Origin of the sequence: Solirubrobacter pauli (genome assembly GCF_003633755.1) — a bacterium.
GTDB classification, from domain to species: domain Bacteria; phylum Actinomycetota; class Thermoleophilia; order Solirubrobacterales; family Solirubrobacteraceae; genus Solirubrobacter; species Solirubrobacter pauli.
This window is the reverse complement of the sequence record NZ_RBIL01000001.1, coordinates 46777-63306: the sequence shown is the minus strand read 5'-3', so window position 1 is coordinate 63306 and position 16530 is coordinate 46777. Positions and strand designations below refer to the sequence as shown.

Sequence of the window (16530 nt, the reverse complement as noted above, 5' to 3'; positions counted from 1 at the left end):
AGTGCTCGACGACTGGCAGATCGGCCCCCGCAACCGCTGGGCCTACGTGCACGTCGGCGAGGTCGTCGAGACCACCATGGTCACGCGCGGCGACGGTCCGGTCACCGAGCTGGCGCGCGCCGAGGCGCCGCTCGCGCTCGAGTTGCCGCCGTACACGGACGGGTTCGCGCTGGTGCGCGACGGCGTGCTCCTCCACGAGGCGTACGGCGGCGAGATGGGGGAGACGTCACGGCACCTCTCGCAGTCGGTGGCCAAGTCGGTGCTCGGCCTCACGACGCTGCTCGTCGGCGTCGATCCGCAGGCTCCGGTGACCGACTTCGTGCCCGAGGTCGCGGGCAGCGGGTACGACGGCGCGACCGTCCGGCACCTGCTCGACATGACCGCCGCCGTCGACTTCGTGGAGGACTACGAGCACTTCGTCCGCTACGACGCGGTCTGCGGGTGGCACGACCCGATCGACGGCGCGCCCGGCTCGATCCTCGAGTTCCTGCCGACGATCGGCAAGGCGGACTGGGCGCATGGGACCCGCTTCCACTACGCCAGCCCGAACACGGATCTGCTCGGGCTCGTGGTGCAGCGAGCGGCGCGCAAGCCCCTCGCGTCCGTGATCGCCGACGTGCTGTGGAGCGCGATCGGCGCCGAGCGCGACGCCGAGCTGGCGGTCGACCCGCGCGGTACCGCCGTGATCAGCGGCGGCTTCTGCGCCACGCTGCGCGACTACGCACGGCTCGGGATCTTCGTCGCCGAGCGGGACATGAACCTCGGCACGCAGCCGATTCAGGACCCGACCGTCCCCGTGAGCGCGCAGGGCTACGCGAACCAGTGGTGGCGCCGCGACGGCGCGATCTGCGCACGCGGCATCCACGGCCAGCTCGTCGCCGTCAACCCGGACGCGAGGACCGTGCTCACGATCCTCTCGTCCTGGCCGACGGCGGTCGACGCCAAGCTGGACGCCGGTCAGCGCGTGCTGGTCCGCAAGCTCACGCGGTAGCGACCTCGTTCTCGTCCTCCTCGCCCGTGTACATCGCCGGCGGCGCCTTCCGGAAGCCGCGCGTGAGCACGAGCAGGTAGATGAAGCCGACGGCGAGCCAGGCGAGGCCGACCTCGAACGCGATCCCGCTCAGCTTCGTCCACAGGTAGATCGTGAACGCGAACCCGAGGAACGGGATCACGCCGAACTTGAAGATGGCCGCGCCCGAGCGGTCCTCGCGGTCGATCAGGTACGTCTTGATCACCGACAGGTTCACGAACGAGAACGCCGCGAGCGCGCCGAACGAGATCATCGAGGACACCGTCGCGAGGCTGATGAACAGCGCGGTCAGCCCGAACAGGCCGACCAGCAGGTTGCCGGTGACGGGCGTGCGGAAGCGCGGGTGCAGGCGGAAGAAGATCGGCCGTGGGAGCGAGCCGTCACGGCCCATCGCGAACAGGATCCGCGACACGCTCGCCTGCGACGCCATCGCGCAGGCGAACGCGCCGGCCACGTACGCGGCCGTGAAGAACGAGTTCAGGAAGTCGTCGCCGATGAACTTCATGACGTCGGCGCTCGCCGAGTCCACGTCGGTGAACGACTGCCAGTCCGGGAACGCGAGGTGCCCGAGGTAGGACTGGAAGATGTAGACGAGGCCGCCGACGAGCGCACACAGGATGATCGCGCGCGGGATCTTCGTGCGCGGGTTCTCCGTCTCCTCCGACAGCGTCGACACCGCGTCGAAGCCGAGGAAGGACAGCGCGAGGATCGCCGCGCCGGCGAACACGAGCCCGAGCTCGGTGTCAGAGTCGTAGAACGGCGCCGTCCAGGACTGCACCTCCACGTCGCCGGTGATCTTGCCGATCGCCATCGCCGCGAAGACGGCGATGAAGACGAACTGCACGGCGACGAAGATCAGGTTCGCGTTGGCGAGCAGCTTGATGCCGAGGATGTTGAGCCCGGTCACGAGGATCACCGCGAGCACGACCCACATCCACTCGGGCGTGCTCGGGAAGTAGTCGTTCATGTAGATCCCGATGACCAGGTAGTTGATCATCGGCAGGAAGACGTAGTCGAGCAGCAGCGCCCACCCGACCATGAAGCCGACGGGGCGCCCGAACGAGCGCGACGCGTAGCTGTAGGCCGACCCGGCGATCGGGTGCACCACGACCATGCGCCCGTACGAGTACGCGGTCAGCAGCATCGCGATCGTCGTGACCGTGTAGGCGAGCGGGAGGTGGCCCTTCGTCTCGGTGGTCACGAGCCCGTACGTGGTCCAGACCGTGAGCGGGACCATGTACGCCAGCCCGAAGAAGACGAGGGCGGGCAGCCCGAGCACGCGCTTGAAGTGCGTCTCCTGCTGCGAACCCATGACCGTGCTCATGCCACGCCTCCATCCATCGTCAGCAACGTGCGCAACGTCCTTCCGGCCGCGAGGTCCTCGAGCGCCTCGGCGGCCTCCTCGAGCGGCCGGCGCCCGGAGATCATCGTGTCCAGGTCGAGCATCTCGGCCTTGTAGAGGTCGACGATCCACGGGACGTCGCGCTGGGGGTCGATCGACCCGTAGTTGGAGCCGAGGATCCGCTGGTTGGCCTCGGCCAGCGCGAGCGGGTCGAAGCGCGCGGTCCTCCCGGTCGGCGGCAGCCCGACGATCACCGCCGCGCCGCCGAGCGCGAGCGCGTCGATCGCGGCCTCGGTGGTCTCGATCCGCCCGATCGCGTCGAACACGTAGTCGAGGTCCTCGAGCGCCCGCGCGTCCTCGACGGTCTCCGTGGCGCCGAGCTGCACCGCCACCTCGAGCTTGGCCGGGTTCAGGTCGCACGCGACGATCCGCGACGCGCCCGCCAGGCGCGCGCCCTGGATCACCGACAGCCCGACGCCGCCGCAGCCGATCACGCCGACGGTCGCCTCCGGCGGCACACCCGCCGTGTTGCGCACGGCGCCCACGCCGGTGGCCACCGCGCAGCCGACGATCGCGACCACGTCCAGCGGGACGTCACGCCGGATCTTGATCGCACCCGACCGCGGCACGACCACCCGCTCGGCCCACGACGACACGCCCAGGTAGTGGTGGAAGCCGTCACCCCAGCGCGAGGTGCCGTCGAGCAGCGTGCCCTTGGCCGCCACCACGTTCGCCACGACCTCGCACTGCCACGGCCGGCCCAGCCGGCACTGGCGGCAGTGCCCGCACTGCGGCATCCAGGAGAGGATCACGTGGTCGCCGACCTCGAGGTCGGTCACGCCTTCGCCCAGCCGCGTGACGACGCCGGAGCCCTCGTGCCCGAGCACGACCGGCATCGGCACGTCCCACTCGCCGCGCACCACGTGCAGGTCGGAGTGGCACACGCCCGCCGCGGCGATCCGCACCTCGACCTCCCCGGCCCGCGGCGCGTCCAGCTCGACCGACGCGATCTCGATCGCCGCGCCCGGCGCCCGCAGCACCGCCGCCTTCACCGGCACAGCCGCCACCCCGCGATCGCGATCCCCTGCGCGCAGGCGACCAGGTCGTCGACCGGCACGTACTCGTCGACCGTGTGCGCCCAGTCGATCGCGCGCGGGCCGTACATCAGCGCGGGCGTGGAGGCCTCCAGCGCGAACGTCGCGCCGTCGTACCAGGAGCCGAGCCCGCCCAGCTCGGTCGGCAGCCCGAGCGCCCGGTTGGCCGCGAGCAGCGCCTGCACGCTCGCCGCGTCGGTCGGCGTCTCGGACGGGTTGACCTCCGTATACCAGCGGAAGGTCGGCGGGTGCTCGGCCAGCCACGAGTCCGTCGCGCACCAGCGCTGGAGGAAGTCCTCGACCTCGGCCTGCGCGTCCGACGTCCAGCCCCGCGCGTCGGCCTGCGCGGGCAGGATCAGCACGGACAGGTCGATCTCGGCCCGGTCGGGGATCGTCACGTGCCAGCCGGCGTCGCCGACGAAGCGCGTCGGGACGATGTCCGGCGGGTCGAGCAGCGGATGGCGCAGGTCGGCCCGCGAGCGCCACTCCGCCCGCAGCCGGTCGACGCCGTCGAGCAGGAAGCGCCCCTTCTCGATCGCGTTGACGGCGCCGCCGTCGCGCCAGTGCGGGTGCTCCTGCTCGGCGTGCCCCGCGCGCCCGGCGATCTCGATCGTGCAGTAGACCGTCCCGCGGCAGGCCGGCCACACGTGCAGCGAGCTCGGCTCCGGGACGATCGCGTAGTCGGCGCGCACGCCGCGGCGCGCGCACGCGAGCCCGCCGACCCCGCTGGACTCCTCGTCCGTGTTCGTGCAGACGATGACGTCGCCGCGCAGCTCGCCCAGCTCGGCCAGCGCCTCCGCGGCCACGACCATCGACGCGATGCCGCCCTTCATGTCGCACGCGCCGCGCCCGACGATCCGGCCGCCGGAGACCTGTGGATCGAACGGGTCGGCCGTCCAGCCCTCCTCACGCCGCGCGGGTACGACGTCGATGTGCCCGTTGAGCAGGAGCGAGGCACCGCCGCCGCTCCCGCGCAGCGTCGCCGCGAGCTGCGGACGCCCCGCGAAGGCGATCCCCGGGACGCTCAGCGGATGGTCCGCCACGTCCTCGGGCGCCGGCTCCCACAGGTCGATCTCGGCGCCCGCGCGCTCCAGGCGCGAGGCCAGCGTCCGTTGCAGCGCCGCCTCGTCGCGTGCCGGCGCCTCGATCCCGGACCGGCTTGTCGTGTCAAAGGCGATCAGCTCGCACGCGAGCGCGACGATCTCGTCCCGCCGCTGCGCGATGCGGGCGACCAACGCCTGCTCGGTCGCGTCCAGCGCGCCCGGTTCCCCCTCGGCCATCGCGGCATGGTCGCACGCATCGCGGATAGGCTCGCCGCTACATGAGCGACGGTGGCTTCTTTGCGGACAGCGACGGCGGGAGCCCGGCCGCGGGCTGGTACACGGACCCGGGCGGGTCAGGCGGAGAGCGGTACTGGGACGGCACGCGCTGGACCGACCAGACGCGGGTCGAGGGCGGTGCTCAGACCGCCGCGCCGACATCCGCCTTCGGCGACCCGCTGCCGCCGTACGGCCAGCAGTCGCCCGGCTTCCAGCCGCCGCCCGCGTCGTTCCAGCCGGTGCCGCAGACCCACGTCTCGGCCAAGTCGCCGGCGCTCGCGATCGTGCTGACGATCCTGTGGCTCGGCGCCGGGCACTTCTACGCCGGCCGCAGCGACACGACCGCGATCCTGCTGGCGGTCGGCAACGCCGTGCTGTGGGTGCTGTTCCTGTTCTGCTTCGTCGGCATCCTCGGCTGGATCCCGCTCGTGATCTGGGCGGCCATCGACGCGCGCCGGTCGGCGCTCGACTTCAACCGCCGCCACGGCGTGTCGACGCCTACCTGATCCGGATCTCGACGTGCGCCGCACGCGTCGGCGCGGCGAGCGAGAGGAAGTCACGCACGCGGCCGGCCTCGCCGCAGAACGGGCACTGGATGTGCTCAGCCGGGGTCAGGGGCCGGTCGCCGGGAGCGATCGGCGCGTCGCAACGCGGGCAGGCGAGCGTCGCCGCCGCGACCACGCGCGACCGCACCCGGATCTCCTGGTGCGTCCGGCCGACCCGCTCGCCTCCGATCGGGTCCGCCCCGTCGCGGTGAAACGCCATCCACCCCCAGGTTAAAGGGTCGGACCCGTCAGCCCGGCTTCACCGCAACGAGGCGAGGTCCGACCAGGTCTTGCCGCCGTCCGCCGACGTGCGCAGCTTGCCGCCCGTGAGGTAGGCGTAGAGCGTGCCGTCGGGCGTCGCGAGGAAGTCCTTCGGGCCGCTGCCGATCGAGCCGCCGACCTCGTTGAAGGTCTTGCCGTCGTCGGCCGAGAGGCGGATCTTCCCGTCCAGCCCGGCGCTGTAGAGCTTGCCCGGCCCGGCCCAGGAGACGCGGGCCTTCGGCGTCGTGTCCCGCTGGCGCCAGGAGTTGCCCTCGTTGGACGACACCCACGTGCCCTGCTCGGTGCCCGCCGCCCACTGCTTCGGGTTGTCGGGGTTGACCGTGATGTCCGTCGTCGCGGCCGCGGCCGGCGCGGCGCGGCTCTCGAACGTCTTCCCGCCGTCGGTCGACACCTGGACGGAGTTGGGGTCGTCCGTGCGCAGCGCGAGGACGTTCCGGGCGTCGATGATCTCGAGGTCGTGGTAGTCGATCTCGCCGATGCCCGACACCGCCTGCCACGTCTTGCCGTCATCGGGTGAGCTCACGAGCCCGACGTTCAGCGGCAGCGTCCCACCCTTGGAGTGGCCGGACGCCAGCAGCGTGGTCGGGCCCGTGTAGCGGAGCACCAGGTCGAGCAGCGGGCCCTCACCCTTGCCCGGCGCCGACAGCGACGGCTCGAGCTCCGTGGGCGCCTTCGCGCCCTTCGGGAGCCGGTAGGTGCCGCTGGTCGAGCCGATCAGCAGCTCGCCGTCGCCGGGCCGGGTCGCCAGGGAGCCGACCTCCAGCGCGGCGTCCGCGGTCGGCTCCGGCGGGAGGTCCTCCTCGGCCGACGAGGAGGAGCTTCCGCAGCCCGCGAGTGCGAGCGTGATGAGGATGAGGGCGTGTTTTCTCAAGGGGTGGTCGTCGACAAGGTGAACGTCAGCGGCTTCGAGTACGTGCCGGTTCGCAACGCGTCACCGGCGGCGATCGACTGCTTGAAGTCGAACGTCACCTCGTCGTTGGACACCGGTCCCGAGTACGAAAGTAGCGGCGTCGGCGCGGCCGACGACCCGACCGGGGCGAACGGCGACGGCGTGGCCGCACCGCTGCCGGCCTTCACCTGCACGGGTTGCGGCAGGGAGAACGCGCCGTTGACCAGGTGGCCGGTCGCCGCCGCGCTCGGGTCCGCCGCGGTCAGCAGCGCGGCGCCGACGGTGGAGGTGACCTTCGCGTCGGTCTTGGCGAAGTAGTCGCCGGCGGTGCCGGGCACGAACGTGCCGAACGACCCGGGCGCGCCGAGCGTGAGCGACAGCGTCGCGGGCACCGACCCGCCCACCGTGCCCTCGGCCGACCGCGAGCAGTCCGCCCGTGCCGCCCCCGGGACCGGCTCGAAGCAGAGCGCGTCGCCCTGGTTCGAGTTGCCCTCGAGGAACTTGACGTCGCGCACCTCGCGCTCGTACGGGCCGGTGTACTCGAGGATGTAGAGGCCGTTGCGCAGGTCGACGACGTAGATCAACCCGTCCTCGATCACGGGGTAGCTCCACATCACGACCTTGTTGTCGGTGCGGTCGGGCAGGGTGTCGCTCGAGAGGCGCGGGTCCTCGGCGCCGACCGTCGCGAGCGGCTGCGGCTTGAACTCCGCCAGCTGCCTGACGTTGCGCGGGTCGGAGATGTCCATCGCCTGCACGCCACCCGAGTGCCAGGTGCTGAACGCGATGTTCGGCGTCAGCGTCGGGTTGTGCGCGGAGTAGGACGTGCGCGGCGGGTTGAACGTCGCGCATCCGAGCGGCTGGTTCTCGGGCAGCCGGTAGTCGCCCACCACCGCCGGCTTGGTCGGGTCGGCGATGTCGACGAAGCGCGTCCAGCCCCACGGGCAGCCGTGCCCGGCCGCGGTGGCGGTGCCGTACACCTCGTCGGACACGTACACCGCGTCCTTGTTCCAGAGCTTGATCGCGCTGTGCGCGCCCGGCCCTTCCCACTGCACGCGGTTGGCCGGTGGCGTGACCAGCCGGTAGGTGTTCGTCGCCGGGTCGGTGTCCGTGAAGTCGGACACGTCGACGACGCCGAAGCCGCGCGTGAGCAGCGCGAAGTACGCGCGTGTGCCGTCGTTGGAGACCGAGAACGAGTGGATGCCCGAGCCGCTCGAGTTGCCGAAGCCGTGCGGGCCGTCGAACAGCAGCTTCGGCTCACGCGTCGCCGCGTCCGCGTTGAGCAGGGGCGAGAGGTCGTAGATCTTCAGGTTGCGACCGGCGCTGGCCTCGAACATCAGCGCGCGCTGCGGGTTCTTCGGGTCCTCCCAGATGAAGAACTCGTGCGTGTCACGCGTGTTCTGGTGCAGCAGCTGCGGGTCGGCGGCGTGCTTGCCCTTGATGTCGTAGAAGCGCATCGAGCTCTTGCTGGGCTGCTCGCACAGGTGCGCCGACTGCCCGCCGCAGTTCGTGTGCAGGACGATCAGCACGTCCTGCGAACGCCAGACGCGCAGCTCGCGCGAGGACTCCTGCTTGTTGCCCTCCAGAGGCGGCAGCATCTCACCCGCCTCGACCGGCCGCGCGGGGTTGCTCGCGTCGATGATCTTGATGCCGGCGTTGTCGCGTCCCTGCGAGCCGTCCGTGCGGCTGCCGACGTAGACGAAGCCCTTGTTGACCGCGATCGCGGCGTTCATGCCGCGGTTCTCGAGCGGGTTGTGGCCCACGAGCGTGAGCGCCCCGGGCGTCTCGGGCGCGCGCTGCATGAACATGCTCGCGCCGCCTTGGTAGGCGCCGATCTGCCGGGCGACGTCGCCCGTGAACATGAAGTCCGCGGAGTGCGCCCCCGCGGTGGCTACTGGTACGGCAAGCGCGAGCGTGACGACTGCCGCCGCCGTTCGGCGCGCCCTGGCACCCCTCATAGTGTCCCCTTCCCCGTGTACCCCTCCATGGGCCGCCGATGAGAGCGGGCCCCGGTGCCCGGAAGTGAACCACAGCTGGATGGTTGAGCGGAAGCGCGCGCATCACCCTTTCGTCCGATCTTCTGTGGTGATGGGTCGGCGCACCCATTGCGGGCCTGTGATTCCGGTTCTTCTCGATCCGGCACCCGCTATTTTCCTGACAACGAGATGACCGGGCGGCGGCCGACCATGAAAGACGTGGCCGCCATGGCCGGCGTGAGCCTCAGCACGGTCTCGCGCGTCGTCAACGGCCAGGGCGTGGACGCCGACCTGACGGCGAAGGTGCAGCGCGCCGTCGAGCTGCTCGGCTACCGCCACAACCACGCGGCGGGGTCGTTGCGGCGGTCGAGCGGGCTGTCCTCCACGATCGGCCTGATCGGCGAGGACATCGGCGATCCGTTCTTCGCCGCCTTCCATCGCGGCGCCGAGCAGGTCGCGCGCGAGCGCTCGGTGGTGACCTTCGCGGCCAGCTCCGACGGCAACCCGGAGTACGAGCGCGAGATCATCGAGACGATGCTCGGGCGCCGCGTGGACGGGCTGTTGCTGATCCCGACCGGCAAGGACCACTCCTACCTGCGGCGCGACGTCGCGACGGGGACGGGGCTCGTGTTCGTCAACCGCCCGCCGAAGACGATCGACACGGACTGCGTCATCACGGATCATCGCGGCGGCGCGCGCCAGGCGGTCGCGCACCTGCGCGCGCACGGGCACGAGCGGATCGCGTTCGTCGGGCCCGGGCCGGACGAGGGCTTCGCGGCGGCCGAGCGGCTCGCCGGCTACCGCGAGGGCATGGACGGGCTCGAGGAGGACATCGTCGTCCACGGCGACCTGGAGCCGCTGCTCGCCGGCGACGAGGCGCCGACCGCGGTCTTCTCCGCGCAGAACCTCGTCACGGTCGAGGTCATGCGCACGCTCTTCCGGCTGGGCCTGGACCGTGTCGTGGCGCACGTCGGCTTCGACGACATCCCGCTGCGCGGCGCGATCGCCCCGCCGGTGACGATGGTCGCGCACGACGCGGCCGACCTCGGGCAGACCGCGGCCGAGCTGCTGTTCTCGCGCCTGGACGGCTTCAACGGGCGCGCGCGTGAAGTCGTGCGCCGGCCGGTCCTGATCGAGCGTGGCACCGGCGAGCTTCAGCCGGTCTCGTAGGCCTGCGGGTCCAGCCGCGCCGTGCGGCGGCGGTACTCGGTCCACGACCACGGCCACTGGCTCGGGTCGTTGCCGTGCTCGTCGACGTACCAGTTCGTGCAGCCGCTGTGCCAGACCGTGCCGGCGAGCGCCGTCCGCAGCTCGGCGTCGAACGCCTGCGCGGCCTCGCGGCGGACGACGATGGTCCGCGCGCGGCGCCGCTCACGCTCACGCAGCGCGGCGATCACGTGCGTCAGCTGCGCCTCGATCGTCGCCACGACCGACCCGGACCCGCCGTTCGTGTTCGGCCCGTAGAGCAGGAACAGGTTCGGGAACCCCGGCACGGTGACGCCGAGGTACGCGCGTGGGACGGCCGCCCACTCCTGCGCGAGCGTGCGGTCGTGCGTGCTGATCTCCATCGGCGCCACGAAGTCGTGCGCGCGGAAGCCGGTGGCCAGGACGAGCACGTCCGCGGGGTGCTCGACGCCGTCCGCGGTGCGGATCCCGTGCGCGCCGATCCGCTCGATCCGCCGGTCGGTCAGCGTGACGTTGGGCTTGGCGAGCGTCGGATACCAGTTGTCCGTGAGCATGATCCGCTTGCAGCCGATCTCGTCCGTCGGCGTCACCGTGCGGCGGAGCGCACGGTCCTTGATGGCGAGCCGGATCTGCAGCTGCCCGAGCGCGCGGAACGGCCGCAGCAGCCTGGTCTTGCGCCGGGAGAGCGCGTAGGCGGCGAAGTCGTGGAAGGCGTAGTTGGCGGCGCGGTCGAGCCGCTGCACCAGCGGGACGCGCTCGAACAGCCGCTGCGCCCACGGCGGGTAGGGGAAGTCGCCCTTCGGGATCGTCCAGCCCGGCGAGCGCTGGAAGACGGTGACCCGCTCCACCTCCGGCTGGATGGCGGGCACGACCTGGATCGCGCTGCAGCCCGTCCCGATGACCGCGACGCGCTTGCCGGACAGGTCGACGTCGTGGTCCCAGCGGGCGGTGTGGAACGCCGGGCCGGCGAAGTCCTCGAGGCCGGGGAGCGGCGGCACGGCGGGCGTGGTCAGCTGACCGCACGCGGTGATCAGCACGTCGGCGGTGTGCTCCCCGCCGCTGGTGTCGAGCGTCCAGCGCCCGTCGGCGAAGTGCGCGGACCGGACGTCGGTGCTCACGCGGACGTCGAACGGCCGCGCCACGTCCTCCAGGTAGGCCTGGATCTCGGCCTGCGGCGCGTACCGGCGTGACCAGCGCGGGTTGGGCGCGAACGAGAACTCGTACAGGTGCGACGGGATGTCGCACGCCGCGCCCGGGTACGTGTTCGCGTTCCACACGCCCCCGAGCCGCGGCTCGCGCTCGAACACCGTCACGTCCCGATAGCCCGCCCGCGCGAGCATCGCCGCGGCCCCGATGCCCGCGAACCCTCCACCGACGACCGCTACTGACGTCATGTCCGCAAACATAAACGTCCAGGACGTTTAACTTCTAGTTGCGCGTCTTGTCCGCGTACATGCGCGCGTCGGCGAGGCGCAGCGCCTGGGTCGGCGAGCTCGCTTCGATGCCGAGGACGACCGCGCCGGTGGAAGCGGTGACGCCGTCGCTGCGCAGGGCGGCGCTCGCGCGTGCGAGCGCGTCCTGGGCGTTCGCGTCCACCAGCACGCAGAACTCGTCGCCGCCGAGGCGGTAGGCGCTGCCGACGCCGGCGACCGCTTCGCGCAGGCGGAGGCCGAACTCGGCCAGCAGGGCGTCGCCGGCGGCGTGGCCCTGGCTGTCGTTGAGCGCCTTGAAGCCGTTGAGGTCGAACAGCGCGAGGTGGGCGCCGGCACCGCGCTCGAACGCGTCGCCGAGGTCACGGAAGAGCCGGCGGCGGTTGCCGACGCGGGTCAGGTCATCCGTCAGCGCCAGCCGCTCGGCCTCGGCCAGGCGACCGCTTGCCCGGGCCGCGTCGACCGTGCGGGCGACGCCCAGCGCCAGCGCGGCGACGGCGAGCCAGAGCGCACCGTCGGCGACCCGGTGGTAGTGGTCGACGACGAGCACGACCAGCGCGGCGGCGGATGCGAGGACCGGCGTGAGCGGCTGGCGGCTGACCGCCGGCTCGGCGCGCGGGCAGCGCGGGCGCACGACGGCGAGCGCCACGAGCCCGAAGATCCAGCCGATGTCCATCCAGCTCGCGAAGGCGACGTCGGCCATGCCGGCCATGCGCAGCGCGAACAGCAGGTCGGTGCCGGCGAGCAGCAGGATGCCGAAGGCGAGCCGCCGCCACTCGGTCGAGGCCGGGCGGCGCGCGATCACGAGCGCGGCGAAGGTGAAGCCGATCAGCAGCAGGTCGCCGATCGCGAACGCCCCGGCGACCGCGGTCCCGAGCGGGGGCAGGCCGGTGGTGGTCAGCTTCGGCATCAGCACGGCGGCGGCCGCGGCGGCGACGCCCAGGCACGCGACGACGCCGTCCAGCCAGTGCCCGGCACCCCAGCGCGGGATCATCAGCATCACCGCGATCCAGAAGGCGGGGTAGGAGGACAGCCAGAGCCACTCGGCGAGCGTCGGGTAGGCGGTGTAGCTGTCCGTCAGCAGCAGCACGGAGGACACCGTCGAGCCGGCGGTCCACAGGGCGATCCCGGCGAACAGCGCGAGCTGCGCGGGCGAGCGGACGCGGTGGGCGGACTGGCCGGCGACGAGCGTCGCGACGAGCGCGGCGGCGGTGATCAGCGTCTGGTGGCGCGCCGGGTCCGTCGTCAGCGCGGCCGCCAGCATCAGCGGCACGGTCACGCACGCGAGCAGCGCGAGCACGCGTGCGGGGACGGGCGGGACGGATCGGTCCACGCCCTCCTATCGGCACCTGGAGCGGAAACCTGAGCTGGTCGTTCGGCTAGCGTGGCGCGAGCCGCGCGCTCGGCCGCCAGACCTTCATGATGTCGCGCATCGAGATGATCCCGGTCAGCTCGCCGTTGTCGACCACGACGAGGTGCCGGAACCCGCCCTTGGCCATCGTGTCGGCGGCTTCCTCGAGGTCCCAGTCGCAGTCGGCGAAGGCGGCGTTCGAGGTCAGGTGCTCGGACACGCGCTCGGCGTCCGGATCCTCGCCCTTGCCGAGCGAACGCACCAGGTCGCGCTCGGAGATGATCCCGGGCCCGGGCTGCTCGGGGTCCATGACCACCAGCGAGCCCACGTTGTGGTCGGCCATGAACTTCGCGGCCTCCCGCAGGCTTCGCGCCGGGGTGAACGTCAGCACCTCTTCGGTCATCACGTCTCGGACCTTCACGACGGCTCCTTCCCTACCTGGCTGTCCACCAAGACCATACTGTGTCAATTGCCACTATGTCATGTGGCGCTCATCGCGTCCGCGAGCTGGCTGCGCTTGGAGATGTCGAGCTTGCGGTAGGCGCTCGACAGGTGCGTCTCGACGGTCTTCTGGGTCAGGAAGAGCGTCTGGGCGATCTCGCGGTTCGTCTTGCCGGCGATCGCCACCTCGATCACGCGCCGCTCGGCGGCCGTGAGTGCCTCCACGCCGTCGGCGAGCGTGCGGCGCGGCCGTGCCCCGGCGACGCGCAGCTCGTCGGCGAGCGCCCCGGCCAGCAGCGTCATCCCGCGCCGCTGGGCGCGTTCGGCGGCGCGGTGGAGCACCTCCAGCGCCTCGCTGCGCTTGCCCGCCCGGCGCAGCGCGCCGCCGAGGAACAGCTCGGCGCGCGTGAGGTCCAGCTCGTCGTGCGGAAGCTGCGCCACCGCCTCCTCGAGCAGGTCGAGGTCGGCCCGGGCGAGCCCGAGCGTGGCGAGTGCGGCGCCCGTCGCGCGGGGGAGGCCGGCGCGGCGCGCGGCCTCGAGCTGGTCGGCGGCGAGCTGCTCGGCCTCGGCCTTCGCTCCGAGCCGCAGCTGCGCGTGCGCGGCCGTGAGCCGCCACTCGGGGATCGGGCCGCAGTTGAGCGCCTGCGCGACCGCGCCGGCGTGCAGCGCGCCGGCGAGCGCGCCCTCGGCGTCGCCCGCGGCGAGCCGGGCGGCGGCGCGGACGTTGTGCAGGAACGCGAACTGGTAGGCGGCGGGCCACGGCTCGGGGGCGGCGCGCTCGGCGATCAGCGCGAGCGCGTCGGCCGCGCGGCCACGTTCGATCAGGACGTGCCCGACCGAGGTCAGGTGGAACGGGTCGAAGCTGCCCTGGGCGGCGTCGTCGAGCAGGTCGAGCACGGCGTCCGCGTCGCCGTCGGCGGCCAGCAGGTCGCCGACGAGCATCCGGCCCATCGCGCGCCCGGACGCGCCGCCGAGCATCATCGCGCGTGACCCCGTCTGCGCCGCGAACCCGCACAACGCGTCGAACGCCGCCATCACGGTGTGGTGGCGTCCGGTGAACATCAGCGTCGTCATCGTGATGTGCGCGGCGCTCGCGTCCCCGGACGCGAACAGGGCGGGGTCGGCCACGAGCGCCTCCGCCAGATCACCGGCGCGGGCGGCGTCCGCGCCCCACAGCTGCAACGCGAAGGCGACGATCGCGCGCTCGTAGAGCGTCAGCACCGCGCCCGTGGCCTCCTGGTCGATCAGCGTCTGCACGCCGGCGGCGACGCTCGGCGCGTAGTCGGCGTGCACCAGCCCGGTCTGCAGCGCGTGCGCCTCGAGCATGGTGCGCAGCGCGGGGTCGTTGAGGTCCTCGAGCGCTTCACGGGCGAGCGCGGTCGCGCGCTCCCACTCGCCGATCGAGGCGAGCACGCCGACCACCTGCAGCCGCGCGCGGGCGCGCAGGTCGGGGTCGGCCATCCGCGCGACGACGCCGGTCCAGCGCTCCTCCCAGCCGGGCGCGTGCTCGAGCGCCTCCGCACGGGCGGCGAGCAGGTCCAGCTCGACGCGGCGCGCGGGGCTCGTGTCCTCCTCCAGCGCGCGGCGCGCGTACACGAGCGCGGCGCTCGGAGCGCCCCGGTCGAGCGCCGCGGCGGCCGCGTCGCCCAGGTGCGCGCAGGCGGTGTCGAGCGGGGGCGGGAGCGGGGTGCGCGCGGGCACGTGCACGAGCCGCGCGGCGATCCGCTCGGCGCCGGCGCCCTGCCCGGCGAACGCCGCCGCGGCGCGGGCGTTGAGCGCCGGCCGCTCGGCGAGCGGGACGCCGTCGGCGACGGCCGCGCGGACGATCGGGTGCGCGAAGTCCAGCGGCAGCCGCTCGTCGAGGATGCCGATGTCCATCAGGCGCTCCGCGAGCGTGCGCGTCTCGGCGGGCTCGAGGTCGGCGACGAGCGCGACCGCCTCGGGCGCGGCGGGCTCCTCCAGCGCGGCGAGCGCGCGGGCGACGGTGAGCGCGTCGGGGCCGACCGCGGTGATCCGGCGCAGGACGCTGCGCGCGATGCTGTCCGGGCCGAGCGCGAGCAGCCTGGGCGCCTCCTGCGCGCGGCCCTTCAGGCCGGCGTCGCGCGCCTCGCGCAGGAGCGCGCCGACGTAGAACGGGTTGCCGGCCGTGACGCGCTCCACCTCGGTCGCGAACGCCGGCTCGGGCTGGGTGGCGAGCGCCTCGGCCGTGAGCGTGGTGATGGCCGCGCCGCTCAACGCGCGCGGGCGCAGGTGGCGGGTGAGCGGGTCGTCGGCGAGCGCGTCGAGCACCGGTGCCGCGTCGCTGTGCGCCTCCGGGCGCGTGCTCAGCGCGACGAGGAGCGGCAGGCTCTCGGCGCGCCGCACCAGGTAGCTGAGCCAGTGCAGCGAGACGAGGTCGGCCCACTGCAGGTCGTCGACGATCAGCACGACCGGAGCCGCGTCCGTGAGGTTGGCGACGAGCCAGTGCAGCCCGTGCATCAGCTGCTGGTCGGTGGCGGGCGGGGCGGTCGCGTGGGCGCCGTCGAGGATCGCGAGTGACAGGCCCGCGGCCCCCGTGGTCAGCTCCGCGCGTTGCGCGTCGTCGAGCGTGCTCAGCAGCGGGTCGAGCAGCTGGCGCACCGCGCCCCACGCGTAGCCCTGCTCGAGCGGGCCGCCGCGCGCGCTGAGCACGTGCGCTCCCTGCTCACGGGCACGATCCCGCAACGCGCCGAGCAGCCGCGTCTTGCCGGCGCCGGCCTCGCCCTCGATCCAGACGACCGCGCCGTGCCCGGCCCGCGCCGACTCCAATCCGCGGTCCAGCGCGGCGATCTCGACATCCCTGTCCAGCAGCACTCACGGCAGCGTAACCGACAGGTAGATTCGCGCTCGCACCCCGCCAAGGAGGAGAGAGAGATGCAGTTCATCGTCCGGTTCGACGTCAAGCAGCCCGCGAACGTCAGCAACGAGGAGTTGATCGCGATCTGGCGGCGCGAGGCCGTCGCCGCCCAGGGCGCCGTCGACGCCGGCGCGGTCAAGCACCTGTGGAAGGTCGCGGGCCAGCGCACGGTGTTCGCGATCATCGAAGTCGACTCCCACGAGACCCTCGACCGCGCGCTCGGCGGCCTGCCGATCATCCGCGAGCTCGGCCCCGGCGTGACCACCGAGGCCCTCGCGATCTACGACTACTCGACCTACGCGCAGGACCTCGAGGAGGGCGTGCACGGAGGCTGAGACGCGGCTCGGCGCGGCGGCGGGGTCAGAGCTCGATCGGCTCGACCGTGCGGTCGCCGCCCGCGTCGCCCGTGTTGACCGTCTCGCGTGGCTCGATCAGCAGGACATGCGTCTCCTCGTCGGCCTTGGGGCAGTGCTCGACGCCGCGGGGGACGACGAGCAGCTCACCCGGCTCGAGCACGACGTCGCGGTCGCGGAACTGGATCGTCAACCGTCCCTTCGTGACCACGAACAGCTCGTCGGTCTCGTCGTGCTTGTGCCAGACGAACTCGTCCTCGATCTTCACGACCACGAGCTTGTAGTCGTTCATGTAGCCGACGATCGCGGGCTGATAGGCGGCGGGCAGCTGGGCGAACTTCTCGGCGAGGTTGACCTTGTCGCGCATGAGCCAAGTCTCTCACGCGCGACAGCGCGGTCCGATCAGCCCGAGGGCGCCGGG

General features: G+C 72.6%; 15 protein-coding genes. 4 read left to right on the top strand and 11 right to left on the bottom strand.

Annotated features, from left to right (window positions below):
* Position 1: 1 nt before the first annotated feature.
* A complete protein-coding gene (locus tag C8N24_RS00330) occupies positions 2-991 on the top strand; it encodes a serine hydrolase domain-containing protein (protein ID WP_121246684.1) in 990 nt (329 codons plus the stop codon).
* On the opposite strand, the gene C8N24_RS00325 is transcribed toward C8N24_RS00330, so the two are convergent.
* Genes C8N24_RS00325 through C8N24_RS33520 form a run of 3 tightly spaced genes read right to left on the bottom strand, consistent with a single transcriptional unit; the run spans position 981 to position 4746 of the window.
* A complete protein-coding gene (locus C8N24_RS00325; RefSeq protein ID WP_121246682.1) occupies positions 981-2354 on the bottom strand; it encodes an APC family permease in 1374 nt (457 codons plus the stop codon). The two genes, C8N24_RS00330 and C8N24_RS00325, sit on opposite strands and share 11 nt — an antisense overlap.
* Positions 2351-3424, bottom strand: coding sequence for an alcohol dehydrogenase catalytic domain-containing protein (locus C8N24_RS00320; protein ID WP_121252833.1), 1074 nt, complete (start codon positions 3422-3424; stop codon positions 2351-2353). Before C8N24_RS00320 ends, C8N24_RS00325 begins: the two co-directional genes overlap by 4 nt.
* A complete protein-coding gene (locus C8N24_RS33520) occupies positions 3421-4746 on the bottom strand; it encodes a M20 family metallopeptidase (RefSeq protein WP_170178742.1) in 1326 nt (441 codons plus the stop codon). Before C8N24_RS33520 ends, C8N24_RS00320 begins: the two co-directional genes overlap by 4 nt.
* A 41-nt stretch (positions 4747-4787) precedes the next feature.
* On the opposite strand from C8N24_RS33520, the gene C8N24_RS34510 reads away from it, so the two are divergent.
* Positions 4788-5291: a DUF2510 domain-containing protein gene (locus C8N24_RS34510; RefSeq protein WP_211339787.1), complete on the top strand. Its 504-nt coding sequence runs from the start codon at positions 4788-4790 to the stop codon at positions 5289-5291.
* Here the strand turns inward: C8N24_RS34510 and C8N24_RS00310 are convergent.
* From C8N24_RS00310 to C8N24_RS00300, 3 genes are read right to left on the bottom strand one after another with little or no spacing between them, the layout of a single operon-like run.
* Positions 5284-5550: a hypothetical protein gene (locus C8N24_RS00310; protein ID WP_121246680.1), complete on the bottom strand. Its 267-nt coding sequence runs from the start codon at positions 5548-5550 to the stop codon at positions 5284-5286. The genes C8N24_RS34510 and C8N24_RS00310 overlap by 8 nt on opposite strands.
* Positions 5551-5589: 39 nt before the next feature.
* The gene (locus tag C8N24_RS00305; RefSeq protein ID WP_121246678.1) at positions 5590-6483 is read right to left on the bottom strand and encodes a sialidase family protein; all 894 of its coding nucleotides are present in this window, start codon (positions 6481-6483) and stop codon (positions 5590-5592) included.
* Entirely contained in the window at positions 6480-8456 is a 1977-nt protein-coding gene (locus tag C8N24_RS00300) for a hypothetical protein (RefSeq protein WP_121246676.1), read from the bottom strand. The genes C8N24_RS00305 and C8N24_RS00300 overlap by 4 nt, the downstream gene beginning before the upstream one ends.
* A gap of 228 nt (positions 8457-8684) precedes the next feature.
* Here C8N24_RS00300 and C8N24_RS00295 point away from each other — a divergent pair, with 228 nt between their 5' ends.
* Positions 8685-9644 (top strand): LacI family DNA-binding transcriptional regulator, encoded by a 960-nt coding sequence (locus tag C8N24_RS00295; RefSeq protein ID WP_342794113.1) that lies wholly within the window; start codon positions 8685-8687, stop codon positions 9642-9644.
* Here the strand turns inward: C8N24_RS00295 and C8N24_RS00290 are convergent.
* Genes C8N24_RS00290 through C8N24_RS00275 form a run of 4 tightly spaced genes read right to left on the bottom strand, consistent with a single transcriptional unit; the run spans position 9629 to position 15713 of the window.
* A complete protein-coding gene (locus C8N24_RS00290; RefSeq protein ID WP_170178741.1) occupies positions 9629-11053 on the bottom strand; it encodes a flavin-containing monooxygenase in 1425 nt (474 codons plus the stop codon). The genes C8N24_RS00295 and C8N24_RS00290 overlap by 16 nt on opposite strands.
* A gap of 34 nt (positions 11054-11087) precedes the next feature.
* Positions 11088-12422, bottom strand: coding sequence for a GGDEF domain-containing protein (locus C8N24_RS00285; protein WP_147447518.1), 1335 nt, complete (start codon positions 12420-12422; stop codon positions 11088-11090).
* 46 nt (positions 12423-12468) lie between these two features.
* The gene (locus C8N24_RS00280) at positions 12469-12861 is read right to left on the bottom strand and encodes a CBS domain-containing protein (protein ID WP_121246668.1); all 393 of its coding nucleotides are present in this window, start codon (positions 12859-12861) and stop codon (positions 12469-12471) included.
* 59 nt (positions 12862-12920) lie between these two features.
* Positions 12921-15713 (bottom strand): helix-turn-helix transcriptional regulator, encoded by a 2793-nt coding sequence (locus C8N24_RS00275; RefSeq protein ID WP_121246666.1) that lies wholly within the window; start codon positions 15711-15713, stop codon positions 12921-12923.
* A gap of 60 nt (positions 15714-15773) precedes the next feature.
* On the opposite strand from C8N24_RS00275, the gene C8N24_RS00270 reads away from it, so the two are divergent.
* Positions 15774-16091 carry a muconolactone Delta-isomerase gene (locus C8N24_RS00270; protein WP_121246664.1) on the top strand — a complete coding sequence of 106 codons (318 nt, stop codon included), beginning with the start codon at positions 15774-15776 and terminating at the stop codon, positions 16089-16091.
* Between the two features lie 25 nt (positions 16092-16116).
* On the opposite strand, the gene C8N24_RS00265 is transcribed toward C8N24_RS00270, so the two are convergent.
* Positions 16117-16476, bottom strand: coding sequence for a cupin domain-containing protein (locus tag C8N24_RS00265; protein WP_121246662.1), 360 nt, complete (start codon positions 16474-16476; stop codon positions 16117-16119).
* Between the last annotated feature and the right edge of the window lie 54 nt (positions 16477-16530).

Coding starts and splice junctions, on each gene's coding strand:
- C8N24_RS34510 (WP_211339787.1), top strand. CDS start 4,788: ATGAGCGACGGTGGCTTCTTTGCGGACAGCGACGGCGGGAGCCCGGCC.
- C8N24_RS00300 (WP_121246676.1), bottom strand. CDS start 8,456: ATGAGGGGTGCCAGGGCGCGCCGAACGGCGGCGGCAGTCGTCACGCTC.
- C8N24_RS00295 (WP_342794113.1), top strand. CDS start 8,685: ATGAAAGACGTGGCCGCCATGGCCGGCGTGAGCCTCAGCACGGTCTCG.
- C8N24_RS00325 (WP_121246682.1), bottom strand. CDS start 2,354: ATGAGCACGGTCATGGGTTCGCAGCAGGAGACGCACTTCAAGCGCGTG.
- C8N24_RS00290 (WP_170178741.1), bottom strand. CDS start 11,053: ATGACGTCAGTAGCGGTCGTCGGTGGAGGGTTCGCGGGCATCGGGGCC.
- C8N24_RS00310 (WP_121246680.1), bottom strand. CDS start 5,550: ATGGCGTTTCACCGCGACGGGGCGGACCCGATCGGAGGCGAGCGGGTC.
- C8N24_RS33520 (WP_170178742.1), bottom strand. CDS start 4,746: ATGGCCGAGGGGGAACCGGGCGCGCTGGACGCGACCGAGCAGGCGTTG.
- C8N24_RS00270 (WP_121246664.1), top strand. CDS start 15,774: ATGCAGTTCATCGTCCGGTTCGACGTCAAGCAGCCCGCGAACGTCAGC.
- C8N24_RS00265 (WP_121246662.1), bottom strand. CDS start 16,476: ATGCGCGACAAGGTCAACCTCGCCGAGAAGTTCGCCCAGCTGCCCGCC.